The following is a 12,828-nucleotide window of genomic DNA, read 5'->3' as shown; positions in this document are numbered from 1 at the left end:
AAGCCGGGCTTTAATTGCATTGGCTGGCTTTACGCTTCCGTAATGACATGGTATTTGCTATTATGCGGTAACTGACAACGTACTATCTGTTACGCTTATATTATATTGTTTTAAAGCGGTAGCTGCAGGGCCTTGTACAACAGAACCTGTTTTGCTAAATATGCTGCCATGCAGCGGGCAAATAAACAGGCCCTGATTACTGTTATAAGCCAGCGTGCCCCCTTCGTGGGTGCAGGCTACCTGTACTGCAATAAAGGAGCTGGCCGCATTGCCGGCTGCTATGCGAGCTACAATTACACCGTTGCTAACGCCGGAGTCTCCAATGTTTTTAAGTGCCGAATTTAGATCTGCCGTATAAAGCGCGTTGGCGGGCGGTGGGTTGGTCGGCGGTGAATTGCTCGGTGGAGGATTACTCGGCGGTGGATTGCTTGGTGGTGGATTAACCGGCAGTGGGTTGCCTGGTGGCGGATTATTCGTGATTGGCGGGTTGTCTGTAGGGGCGGGGTCTCCGCCGCTTTTGCCGCATGCTGCAAGGCAACTACCCACACAGATAGTAAGGGCGCCTATGCCTAGTTTTGATAAAAATTCGTCGCGTTCCATAATTTCCTGGTTTTATTTGAGATGTGTGTTGATTTGTTGTTTACGTATTAACCTCAAACCGTTTTGAAATTGGTGGATAGATTAGGAGATAATGCCGCAGCCACACAGTTTTTGTAGACGTTCGTTATTTGCTGTGTGCCTGCGGCGCACTATTCCCTATAGTATTTGCGTTTTGCTAAACAGTAACCGTAAGCGTACTGCCGGTTATGCTGATAGCGTATTGCTTTAGTGCCGTAGAAGCAGGCCCCTGCACTACTGCGCCTGTTTTACTGAATATGCTGCCATGCAGCGGGCAAATAAACACGCCCTGCCCATTGTTGTAATTGATGCTGGTCCCCTCGTGCGTGCAGGCTACCTGTACAGCGGTAAATGAACTTGCTGTATTACCCGCTGCTACCCGCGCCAGTATAATACCGTTGCTAACTTTGGTGTCTCCAATATTGGTTAAACTACTACCCAGGTCAGCGGTAAATGTGGTGCCGGCAGGCGGTGGCGGATTGTTTGTGTTATTCCCGCTTGATGGCGCCCCACTATCACTTTTACTACATGCCGATAAGCAGCTACCCATACATACGCCCAAAGCGCCTATGCCCAATGCCGATAAAAACTCGTTTCTTTCCATGATCTTTTAGTTTTTGGTGATTATTACTCCTTAGTCTTTTTTGTCTTGTGATTAAAGTCAAACATCCTTGAAATGGTGAAGCCAAGTCGGTATTGCCCTTTTGAAAACCGGTACTGGTTGTTGCTGAGCATATTCATTTCTGATATAGCGTTTGTGTTGGTGACATTGACTGTAAACACGTGCCCGCCGGTTTCTATCTCATAGCCAATGCCTATAGGATCTTCAAATCCATTAGCCGTGGTGCGGAAATTGGAGAACGGGTGCGCGTAATCAAGAATTATCCCGGCTCGTTTGCTAACCTTTATCCGTGCCGATGCCTGCAAAGCGAAAAAGGCCTGCTCGTTGCCGACGAACAATGGGAACGGGGTGTTATTGCGCACATACGTTGGCGCTATCTGTATAGATAAGCTTTGCGAGAACTTACGCGCAATTAAAGCCTGCGCTATGTACGACAGCCTGCTGCTAAAGGTAGGGAAGGTTGCTGTTTGATAAGGCTTGGCCCCAGCGCCGCCAACCAAAGTAACAGCCAGCGGACTAGCATCATCGCTGGTTTGTTGGATGGCGGCCCATTTAAGCTCCAATTGCACCAACTGGCCCACCGTGCTGCGGCCAAGATTAACATTTACCCGGTCGCTCAGGCCATATTCAAACCCAAAGAAAACGTCGTTTACACGGTCTATGCCAAACGCGGTTGATCCGCCTCCGTTGGTGCCGGCAATGTCGCCAAACCGATGGATGATCTGAAAGTTGAGCTCGTTCTTTTTGATCATCTCGGTAGTTTTACCCAACACCAACCGGGTTGACTTAAATATGGCCACCGGGACGGGTTTGTCGCCGGCGCTCATGGTAGCCATCAAAGAATCGGCTGCCGATTTGGTCTGTGCCTTAACCGCCACTGTCGCGGTCAAAAAGGCTAACAATGCGATGCTTTTTTTCATGTTGTGATATGTTGTCGTTTTTTAGTGGTTTTTTACTGGGATTTTAGTGGTGTTTTGGTGGTCTTTTAGTGCGGTTTTGATTGCCATTTACTACTATTTTACTACTGAAATACTGGCAAAAACGGTTACTTTAATGCGCTCGGCAATGTTTTTAAAAACCAGCCGGGGGATGTCAATCTTATGATCGACACACCTCACCATAAACTCCGAAGACATAGTTACCACGCCGTTGCTTACTGTCAGGGTGCCGGGTATGGTGCGGGGCTGCTTTACGTTATGTACATCCAACTCGCCTGCTACGGTTATAGGGTAGGTGCCGTCCTTGGTTAAGTCGGGTTTGCCTTGAATTTCGCCCTTAAAAGTAGCACGGGGGTACTTGTCGCTTTCCAGGTAATCACTGTTAAAATGCTCCTGCATAAGCGACTTGGGGAACTTGAATGTATTGATAGGCACGCTAAACATCAGTTCGCCGGTGGCGGCATTGTAAATTACATTGCCTGAGGATGTTGCGGCCGAAATATCCTCAATAGGAGCACTCGAAAAAAGGCTAACCTGCGCTTTTTTTGAGGCAAAGAGAGTCTGCCCTGCCAGGTTTAAGGAGCTTAACCAGGCAAGTAATAGTATACCGATATGTTTCATGTTTACTTAGGTTTTGTTAACTGATTTATGTTCCAGTTTAAGCCAACCGCCACCCCAAAGGTTTGTACCCTAACCTGGCTGTAACCTATTGCAGACAGCGGGATCTTGTAGTAAGGTTGTAAGCTTAAACCAACTTTCGAGTTTATTTGCCGCTCGTAAGTGGCCTGCACGTTCATGATGCTGAAAGGATATTTGCTTTTACCCTGTACCGCATAGTACGATGGGCCGTACACTTTGGCGCCGGCGGCGTAGTCATAGGTGTAAGTTTCGTGCATCATGATGTAGGATGATACACCGGTACCCAAAGTGATTTTGTTGCCGGATCTGTTGTACACCTGGTAACCCAGGTTGATAGGGATGTCCAGCATACGGCAGTCTGCAGTTACCGTTTCCGGGGTATTTTTGTAGCTGTAGCTGCTTGGGTATTGGCTGTAGGGCACCGAGTACGGCTTCACGGTATAATTAGCGCCCGTGCTTAGCGTAAACTTCTTAATCCCTACGGTAAACATCATACCTACATTAGTCCCCCGGCTGCCCGATCTTAAGGAGCCTATGCCATTTACTTCGGGCGATGCCAATATGCTCAGCGCAAATTGAGGGCGTAATGCTGATGGATTGGCTTTCCTCACGTCAGCAACTGTATTTGCGGTTAACGACCTAATGCCTGATTTTGTGTCTGTCTTTATTAGAGCAACATCCATCGAAGTCGGTTGAGCTGGCCCTGCAATTACTATAACTGGTTGCGCAGCAATAATCATATCGCCGGTACTAAAATCATCCGCCTGCGGCTGTTTAGAAGCAATGATAGCTGTAGGCTTTTCTCGGAGTAAACCATCGCGGTCAACTCGGCCGCTATTGTTGCTATTAGCAGCTTTGGCAACGTTAACAGCTTGATTGTCTGTTGTGTTATTGTTATTCCGCTTGTTTTGGCTTGTGTTATCGTTTGTACTAGCACCGTTGTTTACCGGCTGTTTAATTGCTATCTGGGGCTGCGCCCCGCCTAATGTGTCAATAACAGGCGACTGATTTTCTTTCTTATTCTTAACCACACTTTGCTGTATTTCCGTAGCGGTTGGCTTAAACATCCACCAACAAAAAGCAATGATGATAACTGCGGCTGCGGCACTTAAGTAGCGTAACCAAAGCACCCTGCCGCCGGTGGCGGCTTTATTGTCAAGCATATTTTCAAACGCATCCCAGTCATGCGCTGCAAATTCCGGCTCGTTCACCGGGTCTTGCAGGCTATGCTTAAAGATGTCGTCTATGCCCTTTTCCTTTTTCATTCCCTAATACCTTTATTACTAAAAAACACCGGTGTTACCGTAGCCGCATTAATAGCTACTACTGGTGTAAAATTTGCTCCGCCTGTGTAATTTCCTGCTGTATCAGCATCTTCAATCATTTGCTTTAACTTTTGCCTGGCCTTAAACAGGTTTGATTTTGATGTGCCGATATTGATATTTAGCATTGTCCCAATCTGCTCGTGCGTGTAGCCGTCAATAGCATACAGGTTAAATACAGTACGATATCCTTTTGGTAAGCGCTGCACCATAGCCAGCAGGTCTGCATAGTTTAAGTTGTTATCGGTAGCTACACTGGCATCATAAACGTGTTCGGCATGCTCAAGATCTTCCGTGTAAGCCATTTTTAAGTTAGCCCTGTAGTGATCAATAGAAATATTGGTCATTATTTTACCTAGCCAGGCTTTAAAAGGCCTGGTTGCGTCATAGGTATCAATACGGGTAAACGCTTTAAAAAAGCCCTGGTTAACCACTGATGCCGCCTCATCTCTGTCGGTTGCATAGCGCAAACAGATAGCCATAGAGAATCCATAGAAAGCCTTATAAAGCATTTTTTGGCTTTTCCTGTCCTGTTTTACACAGCCGTTTATCAGTTGATGTAACTCTTTTTCGCCCATATATGGGGGATATCAATTTGCTTAGGTGATCAGTGCCTTAACTATACACATCACGGGGAATTGGCTTTAAAGGTTGCCCGCGTGTTTAAATTTAGTTAAAAATAGCTGGTACACAATCAATTAAATTGAGCGTGTAGGCGCGTGAATCACAGGAAATTGTACGGGAAAGAGAATAAGAAGATTGCAGGACTAAGCGCCTCGCCGCTCGGTGCGATTACAAATGAGCTTTGATTTTTTCGACAGTAGCCTCAAACTCTCCGGGCGTAAATTGTAATTTAGGATGGCTGAAATCCATATCATGCACGCCATTTAGAGGGATCAAATGCACATGCGCATGGGGTACTTCCAAGCCGATAACAGTAACGCCAATGCGTTTACAAGGCAACGCTTTCTCCATAGCAGTCGCTACTATTTTAGCAAATATCATCAGGCCTGCGTAGGTAGCGTCGTCCAGGTCGAAAAGTTTATCAACTTCCTTTTTTGGCACTACCAATAAATGGCCTTCTACCAATGGGTTGATATCCAAAAAAGCCAGGAACTCATCGCTTTCGGCAACTTTATAACTTGGGATATCTCCCGCTATGATCTTTGAGAAAATTGACATTTAGCAACTAATTGAATGAGTGAGTGGATAAACGAAAGAGTCAGTTTCAAACAAGCGCCAGGCACTCGTTCAAAACTCGCTCATTTTTCTAACGGGTAACCTCTAATACTTCAAACTCCATGGTACCGGCAGGCACAGTAATTTCGGCAATCTCGCCTACTTTTTTACCTAACAGGCCTTTAGCTATTGGCGACGCTACAGATATTTTTCCCGATTTCATATCGGCTTCTGTTTCGGCTACCAATTGGTAGGTCATGGTGGCACCGCTTTTAACGTTTTTGATTTTTACGATAGACAAGGCTAATACTTTTGAAGCATCAATTTTTGACTCATCTAACAAACGCGCGTTAGCTAACACTTCCTGCATCTGCGAAATCTTAGCTTCGTGCAAGCCCTGTGCCTCTTTAGCGGCATCATACTCAGCGTTCTCAGACAAATCACCTTTGTCGCGGGCTTCTGCTATCGCGTTCGAGATCCTTGATCTACCGGTAGTTTTTAACTCCTGTAATTCTTGTTTTAAGTTTTCTAAACCTTCTTTGGTAAAGTATGCTACATCAGCCATAACTCACTTATATTTTAATTTCTTTTTATCTGTCTAAATGTTGCCAAAAAAAACCGCCCTCCCTTATAAAGAAAGGACGCAATGGCTTTAAAAAACAAACAAGACTATAAGGGCATACCCGTATAGTCTTGCTTTTATGTTAAACGAAGATAAGCCATTTAGGTTTTAAAAAGCAAATTTTTGTTGTATGTGCAACAAAAACGGCCATAAATGATGGATTGCCAGGCAATGCTCTACCTTAATTAAGTCATTTCGGCAGCGCCAAGTGTCTTCAGCTTATCTACCATCACTTCGCTAATTTTTCTGTATGAATCAAACGTCCAGCCGGCTACATGAGGGGTTAGCAATACTTTGCCCGACTGTTTTAGATCTGCAAACCAGGCTTGCTCAGCCAGGGCCGGAAATTTCTCAACTTCAAGCACATCAAGTGCGGCACCTCTAATTTTACCGTCTTTAATACCATTTAGTATCGCGCTCACCTTAGCCACTTTACCGCGCGACGTATTGATAAAAAATATCGGTTTTTTAAAATGAAACAGCAGATCATCATTTATCATGCCGCTGGTTTCTTTGGTAAGGGGTACGTGTATGCTCAGCACATCGCTGTGTTTTACAATCTCTTCCATGCTAACTTCGCGCGCATAGCGGTCGCTAAAACCCGTTTTATACTTATCGTAGGCCATAACTTCAACCTCAAAACCCGACAGCTTTTTAGCAAAGCTTTTGCCCATAAAGCCATAGCCAATTATTCCCACCGTTTTACCTTTAAGCTCAAAACCACGGTTAGCCTCGCGTTTCCATTCGCCGTTGCGGATCTGTGCATCAGCGGTGTTGAAATTATTCATTAGCGATAGCAACATCCCCACCGCGTGTTCGCCAACGGCATCCATATTGCCTTCGGACGCGTTGATGAGTTTGATGTTTTTCTCTGCGGCATACGTTACGTCGATATTATCCATACCGGCACCGGCACGGCATACAAAGCGCAAACTGCTGGCCGCGTCCATTACCTGTTTATCAATATTGAATTTTGAACGGATGACAATACCTGCGTAGCCGCCAATGATCTGGAGGGCTTCATCAATTTTGATGGTGGGCTGGTAATCGCATTTGTAGCCAAGAGCTTCAGCGCGTTCTATAAAAATAGGGTGTATATCGTCGGCAATGAGGATTTTGTTGTTCATTTATCGCATAAAAAACTCAAATATACATAACGAAAGATTAACTACTTTTGATAATAATGGGTGTATCCTTTAAAAAGACAATAGCATTATTTCTCGCCGCAGCTGGTATATCAATACACGTCAACGCCCAACCCTTAAAACCAGTTACCAAAATCAGCCCGCCTTTATTTGGCTTTTACGCTAAGTCTCTTGACTGCGGAGGCATTGCTATCAGATCATCAGCCATTGTTGATGACCGCGCGCTGCAGGTTGCTGCTCAAAAGATAAACCGTATGCTGGCTAATATCCCCGAGGCGCGGCATAACTTGAGCCAATGGGGTGCCGAGCTACATATCATCGGCAAAAATCAACAGACATCAGACCTGCCTGAGTTTCGCGGAATGAAAGGGATTTCTTATGTAGATAACGGACAAACTACCGATATAGATGCCCGCACACGGGGCCTGGGCGGCATCTACACCTCATGCGGTGAAGAAAACCTGCTTAATCTGCCGGGCGACCGTTATGCAGGCGGATCAGATATTTGCATGCACGAGTTTGCCCATAACATTATGTATTTTGGTTTGGATGATAACCTGCGTGGCAAGATAGAAAAGCAGTATCAAAGCGCGGTTAAAAAGGGCTTATGGCCGGGCGCTTATGCTATAAGTAATGTAGGCGAATATTGGGCCGAGCTATCTATGTGGTATTTTGGCGCCCATGGCGAATATCTGCGTGGCACCAAACTGCCCGCAACAGGGGCCGCCGGCCTTAAAGCATACGATCCGGAAGGTTACGCGATACTTGATGCCATTTATACGGGTAAACTTAAAGCCTCAAAGATTGATGTAGCTATCATGAAGCCGGTGTCTGCAAATGCTAATCCGGTCGTGCCCAGGTTTAGATCTACCTTAATGTTTACTAATAACACCGCAAAAAAACTAAAACTGTTTTGGGTGGATAATTTAGGCAAGGCCAACCCTTATGGCGCTATAACCGCTTACAACAAATATGTGCAAAAAACCTTTTCGGGCGATTTGTGGCGGGTTGAGGATGAGGCCGGAAAAGTGGTAGGTTATTATATCGCTACTACGCCAAATGCTATGGTAACTATCAACTAACTATCGGTTTGCAGCCACCTGCCTGGTGATCTTCACAAAATCAGCCACAGTTAAACGTTCGGCCCGCAGCTCTAACAACGGCTCATCTGCAGCCATTTTATCTTTGGGAATTACTGCCGATAGGGCGTTGCGCAAAGTTTTACGGCGTTGATTAAAGCCGGCTTTAACTACCTGCCAAAAAAGCTTCTCGTCGCAATCCAGTTGCGCCATTTTATTGCGGGTAAGGCGTATCACTGCCGATAGCACTTTTGGCGGTGGGTTAAAAACACCTGCTTTTACAGTAAAGAGATATTCTACCGTATAGTAAGCTTGTAAAAAAACACTGAGGATACCGTACTCTTTACTACCTGCTTTAGCGGCGCAGCGCTCGGCAACTTCTTTTTGAAACATGCCCACAACCTCAACTACCTGATGCCGATTATCTAACACTTTAAAAAGTATTTGCGATGAAATGTTATATGGAAAGTTACCTATAATGCCCAGTGGACCGGTAAAGCGTGCAGCAAAATCCATTGCTAAAAAATCGGCATTGATTAGGCGGTCGCCCAGATGGGGGTATTTTTTCTTCAGGAACTCGTACGATTCGGTGTCGATATCAATTAACGAAACCTCATAACCCTGGCGTTCAAGCAGTATATCAGACAATATACCCATGCCGGGGCCAACCTCAAGCACTTGGGTAAATCTATCTTCGGGGCGCAGGGCGTCCACTATCTTGGCGGCGATATTCTTGTCTGTCAGAAAGTGTTGCCCTAAATGTTTTTTTGCCCTTACTAATGTCATTATTGTCAAATATTGAGCAAATTAAGTCATATTTGTGCTTTAATCAGGAACGCTTTATCTAAAATCTTTTTCAGCTAAGATAAAACTGCAAAGATCAAAGCTAAAAGCCAGGTATCGATGAAATCATAAACCCGTCGGTAAAATCATTATAAAACAATGAATAAACTCAAAATAGGTATCAGCATAGGCGACGTTAACGGCATAGGGTTAGAGATCATTATTAAAACCCTTGCCGACAGTATGATATTTAAATACTGCACGCCCATTGTTTATGGCCACACCAAAGTAGCGTCGTTTTACCGCCGTATTACTGAGGTTGGCGAACTTAATTTTAATGTAATAGATCACCCGTCGCAAGCCCAGGCAATGCAGGCCAATATGATTAATTGCTGGGACGAAGACGTGAAAATAGAACCCGGGATTGCCAATAAAGAGGTGGGCAAATTTGCTTTCGCATCTTTAGAACGCGCCACTGCTGATTTGGTTAACGGCGATATTGACGCGCTGGTTACTGCCCCCATTAACAAGGACACTATACAAAGCGAAAACTTCAATTTTCCGGGCCATACCGAGTATTTGCAGGACCGCGCAGGCGCGGCCGACTCATTAATGTTTTTGGTTAGCGATAGTTTGAAGGTAGGCGTGGTTACGGGCCACATTCCGGTTAGTAAGGTTTCTGAGAATATCAGCACCGAAAAAATATTGGCTAAAATTAAGCTAATGAATACCAGCCTGCGCGAGGATTTCTGGATACGCAGACCAAAAATAGCCGTGTTGGGCCTTAACCCCCATGCCAGCGATAATGGTTTAATTGGCGATGAAGAGCAAAATATTATTATCCCGGCTATTGAAGAGGCGCGTGCTAACGACATATTGGCTTTTGGCCCTTATGCCGCCGATGGCTTTTTTGCTAACGCGACTTATATGCAGTTTGACGCCGTGTTGGCCATGTACCACGACCAGGGTTTGATACCGTTTAAGCAGATAGCTTTTGAATCGGGTGTTAACTTTACGGCGGGTTTGAAATTTGTGCGCACATCGCCGGATCATGGTACCGCGTTTGATATTGCGGGCAAAAATATGGCATCAGAAATCTCTTTCCGCGAAGCGATATTTACCGCGCTGCACATTGCGAAACACCGTATAGAAGGTGCCGAGCTTAACGAAAATCCATTGCAGTTTACTAAGTTGCAACGCGACAGGGATTAAGCATTATCCACACTCATTATTCACAAATGTTAATATAAAGGCTTCATAGTGAGGTCTTTTTTTAGTTTTGGGATGGTTACATTTGATAATAACCTATTATTTCACCCAACCCCGCCGTTTGTTATGAGAAAAGTTTCGGATATACTTGCCCGTAAGGGCAGTAATGTTACATCAATTGATGCTGCTACATTGGTTTTAGACGCTTTAAGGTTAATGGCCGAAAAGAACATAGGCTCTGTAGTAGTAACCCAGCATGGCGAATATGCCGGTATCCTCACCGAGCGCGATTATGCCCGTAAAGTTATCCTGGCCGGCCGCTCGTCAGACCATACCACCGCCGGCGAGATCATGGGCACGGAACAGCCAAGAGTGTTGCCCGATAACTCTATCGATACTTGTATGCTTATTATGACAGAAAGCAAACTACGATACCTGCCTGTGTTTAGCTATAATAAGCTGGCAGGCATAGTGTCTATGAGCGATGTGGTGACGGAGACTATCTTATCGCACGAGGCTACTATTGAGCAACTTCAAAATTACATCCAATCATAAAGCGTTTATTTAAGCTTTGATAAGGGTTTTGGTCAATTAGTTTGTTGATAAATACGTGCAATACAATGCTTGACATTTAGTCGTAAAAATGTCAAACCATTTACGTCAGAAAAATGTTTATTAATAACAAATTTTGGCAATGGCCCCTGACGAGCTTTTAAAGATCTTAACCTTATCAAAGGACGCTACAGCAGTCTACACTGGCGATGATATAACTATAAATTTTGCCAATAACGCGATGCTGAGTTTCTGGTCAAAAGGGCCTGAGATTATTGGTATGCCCTTAGCGGATGCTGTGCCTGTATTTAAAGGCCAACCTTTCATTGATATGTTAAAAGGAGTTTGGCAAACAGGTAAAACAGTACAGGGAACTGAAACGCCTACCGAACTTATGATCAACGGCGAAAAGCAAACCCGCTATTTTGATTTTATGTACCAGGCAGTAAAAAATGAAGATGGCTCAACCAAATGCATTTTACATACTGCTACTGATGTTTCTAAAACCGTACAATCACGTGCCGATCTGGCAACCAGCCAGGCCAACGCGCGTCAGTTGCAAATGTTTGCTCAAGAGAGTGAACATAGATACCGTGCCATAATAGATCAATCGCCGGTTGCTATTATTGTTTTTAGGGGCGAGAACCTGAAGATAGACGCAGTGAATCCGTTTATGCTTGAGGTATTGGGTAAAAAGCCCGAAATATTAGGATCGTACCTGCATGAGGTTTTCCCCGAGCTGTTAGGTCAGCCTGCTTACGAGATGTTGAAGCAAGTTTATCAAACAGGCGTATCGCAATACGGTGTAGAAGTAGAGATACTATTAAAGCGTGATGGTGTCGACGAAAAAAGCTATTTCAATTTCTCTTATACTCTGCTGGTAGAAAATGGTGTAGTAGTTGGCGTGATGGATTGTGCGGTGGAAGTTACCAAACAAGTAATTGCCCACCAGGAAATACAGCAACGCAAAGACGATTTCATTAGCATTGCAAGTCACGAATTAAAGACACCTATTACCTCGCTGTCTGCTGCCGTGCAGTTACTTGACAGGATGAAAGATAATCGGCGACAGGAGTTAATGCTGAAGATGATTAGCCAGGCTAACCGCAGCGCGAGCAAAATAAACCGGTTGGTAGAGGATCTTCTAAACGTAGGCAGCATTAAAGAGGGCCGTATGCAGTTAAGCAAAACCCGTTTTAAATTTAGTGAACTGCTTAACGACTGCTGTGCACACGTACGCTCGTTAGACAATTTTGAGATAACTATAAGTGGCGATACTGATATCGAGGTGCTTGCAGACGAGCATCGCATTGAGCAAGTGGTTGTAAACTTTTTGAACAACGCTATTAAGTATGCTTCCGCTTCGCCATTGATCATTTTGACAGTTAGTAGCGACGGCCATGAGGCGCGTGTGTCAGTAACAGACCATGGGCCGGGGATAGCAAAAAGCGAGCTGCCGCAGCTATTTGGCCGCTTCTATCGCAGCGACCTAAGTACAGAACATTACGCAGGTTTGGGGCTTGGTTTATACATTAGTTCTGAGATCATTAAACGCCATGGCGGCGAAATTGGCGCTGATAGTAAACTAGGCGAGGGTAGCACATTCTGGTTTACGCTGCCCCTGAGTTAGACCTTTCCTCGCCAATCAAATTTTTATCAACCAAAAGCTTATAAGCCAGTGTGGCGCCTATAGTAAATATGATATGCGCAGGTATGCGTTGCAAATAAAATTGGCCATACTTAATCCAGGGTGGAAGTGGATGAGCCTTGAAAGTGCCTTTCCAGATCAAGGCACCAAAAATGCCAGCTATTGCGCCCATTATCAAGGCGTTTTTGAAGTTATGCTTTATCTTTTCCTCTTCCCATAACTCTACAAAAATAGTTGCAAAGACAAAACCCATAGCAAAGTGCGCCCCCCAACCGGCAATTTTTTTAGCTTGCTTTGACAGGTGCGGTGCAACCCGGCTTATCATGGTTTCTAAATGATCAGGTTCGCTAAAATTTTCTTTAAATATAAGCGACATCAATTCGCTGCCGCCGGTCATTACCATAGTGCCGGCAGCCCCTGATATGGTTATTTTGGCTAATTTGTTCATAGGTATTATAGCAAGGCAATATTT

At 44.8% G+C, this 12,828-nt stretch carries 15 protein-coding genes; 4 read left to right on the top strand and 11 right to left on the bottom strand.

The window, feature by feature from the left end:
• Nucleotides 1-60 precede the first annotated feature (60 nt).
• The 9 genes from ACFSYC_RS13815 to ACFSYC_RS13775 form a co-directional block, all read right to left on the bottom strand.
• On the bottom strand, nt 61-600 hold the full coding sequence (locus ACFSYC_RS13815) for a QcrA and Rieske domain-containing protein (RefSeq protein ID WP_377128716.1): 540 nt from the start codon (nt 598-600) through the stop codon (nt 61-63).
• 175 nt (nt 601-775) lie between these two features.
• On the bottom strand, nt 776-1,222 hold the full coding sequence (locus ACFSYC_RS13810; protein ID WP_377128713.1) for a QcrA and Rieske domain-containing protein: 447 nt from the start codon (nt 1,220-1,222) through the stop codon (nt 776-778).
• 23 nt (nt 1,223-1,245) lie between these two features.
• Nucleotides 1,246-2,160 carry a DUF5777 family beta-barrel protein gene (locus ACFSYC_RS13805; RefSeq protein WP_377128711.1) on the bottom strand — a complete coding sequence of 305 codons (915 nt, stop codon included), beginning with the start codon at nt 2,158-2,160 and terminating at the stop codon, nt 1,246-1,248.
• A 93-nt stretch (nt 2,161-2,253) separates the two neighbouring features.
• Nucleotides 2,254-2,799, bottom strand: coding sequence for a YceI family protein (locus ACFSYC_RS13800; RefSeq protein WP_377128708.1), 546 nt, complete (start codon nt 2,797-2,799; stop codon nt 2,254-2,256).
• Between the two features lie 2 nt (nt 2,800-2,801).
• Complete coding sequence (locus ACFSYC_RS13795) at nt 2,802-4,082, bottom strand: hypothetical protein (RefSeq protein WP_377128705.1); 1,281 nt, start codon at nt 4,080-4,082, stop codon at nt 2,802-2,804.
• Nucleotides 4,079-4,717 carry an RNA polymerase sigma factor gene (locus ACFSYC_RS13790; RefSeq protein WP_377128702.1) on the bottom strand — a complete coding sequence of 213 codons (639 nt, stop codon included), beginning with the start codon at nt 4,715-4,717 and terminating at the stop codon, nt 4,079-4,081. Before ACFSYC_RS13790 ends, ACFSYC_RS13795 begins: the two co-directional genes overlap by 4 nt.
• Nucleotides 4,718-4,931: 214 nt before the next feature.
• Nucleotides 4,932-5,321, bottom strand: a complete 390-nt coding sequence (locus ACFSYC_RS13785; protein ID WP_377128699.1) for an HIT family protein — start codon at nt 5,319-5,321, stop codon at nt 4,932-4,934.
• 88 nt (nt 5,322-5,409) lie between these two features.
• Nucleotides 5,410-5,883, bottom strand: a complete 474-nt coding sequence (gene greA, locus ACFSYC_RS13780) for a transcription elongation factor GreA (RefSeq protein WP_377128696.1) — start codon at nt 5,881-5,883, stop codon at nt 5,410-5,412.
• 242 nt (nt 5,884-6,125) lie between these two features.
• A complete protein-coding gene (locus tag ACFSYC_RS13775; RefSeq protein WP_377128693.1) occupies nt 6,126-7,067 on the bottom strand; it encodes an NAD(P)-dependent oxidoreductase in 942 nt (313 codons plus the stop codon).
• Between the two features lie 56 nt (nt 7,068-7,123).
• On the opposite strand from ACFSYC_RS13775, the gene ACFSYC_RS13770 reads away from it, so the two are divergent.
• Nucleotides 7,124-8,167, top strand: a complete 1,044-nt coding sequence (locus tag ACFSYC_RS13770) for a hypothetical protein (protein ID WP_377128690.1) — start codon at nt 7,124-7,126, stop codon at nt 8,165-8,167.
• On the opposite strand, the gene rsmA is transcribed toward ACFSYC_RS13770, so the two are convergent.
• On the bottom strand, nt 8,168-8,950 hold the full coding sequence (rsmA, locus tag ACFSYC_RS13765) for a 16S rRNA (adenine(1518)-N(6)/adenine(1519)-N(6))-dimethyltransferase RsmA (RefSeq protein WP_377128687.1): 783 nt from the start codon (nt 8,948-8,950) through the stop codon (nt 8,168-8,170).
• Between the two features lie 156 nt (nt 8,951-9,106).
• Between rsmA and pdxA the strand changes: the two genes are divergently transcribed.
• From pdxA to ACFSYC_RS13750, 3 genes are all read left to right on the top strand, one after another.
• The gene (pdxA, locus tag ACFSYC_RS13760; protein WP_377128684.1) at nt 9,107-10,159 is read left to right on the top strand and encodes a 4-hydroxythreonine-4-phosphate dehydrogenase PdxA; all 1,053 of its coding nucleotides are present in this window, start codon (nt 9,107-9,109) and stop codon (nt 10,157-10,159) included.
• A 123-nt stretch (nt 10,160-10,282) separates the two neighbouring features.
• Nucleotides 10,283-10,711 (top strand): CBS domain-containing protein, encoded by a 429-nt coding sequence (locus tag ACFSYC_RS13755; RefSeq protein WP_377128681.1) that lies wholly within the window; start codon nt 10,283-10,285, stop codon nt 10,709-10,711.
• 139 nt (nt 10,712-10,850) lie between these two features.
• The gene (locus ACFSYC_RS13750; RefSeq protein WP_377128678.1) at nt 10,851-12,338 is read left to right on the top strand and encodes a sensor histidine kinase; all 1,488 of its coding nucleotides are present in this window, start codon (nt 10,851-10,853) and stop codon (nt 12,336-12,338) included.
• Here the strand turns inward: ACFSYC_RS13750 and ACFSYC_RS13745 are convergent.
• The gene (locus ACFSYC_RS13745; protein WP_377128675.1) at nt 12,319-12,804 is read right to left on the bottom strand and encodes a hypothetical protein; all 486 of its coding nucleotides are present in this window, start codon (nt 12,802-12,804) and stop codon (nt 12,319-12,321) included. The two genes, ACFSYC_RS13750 and ACFSYC_RS13745, sit on opposite strands and share 20 nt — an antisense overlap.
• Nucleotides 12,805-12,828 lie beyond the last annotated feature (24 nt).

It is taken from the genome of Mucilaginibacter antarcticus (assembly GCF_042686155.1).
GTDB classification, from domain to species: domain Bacteria; phylum Bacteroidota; class Bacteroidia; order Sphingobacteriales; family Sphingobacteriaceae; genus Mucilaginibacter; species Mucilaginibacter antarcticus.
Note: the sequence above shows the minus strand (reverse complement) of the source record. Positions and strands in the feature narration are given on the sequence as shown.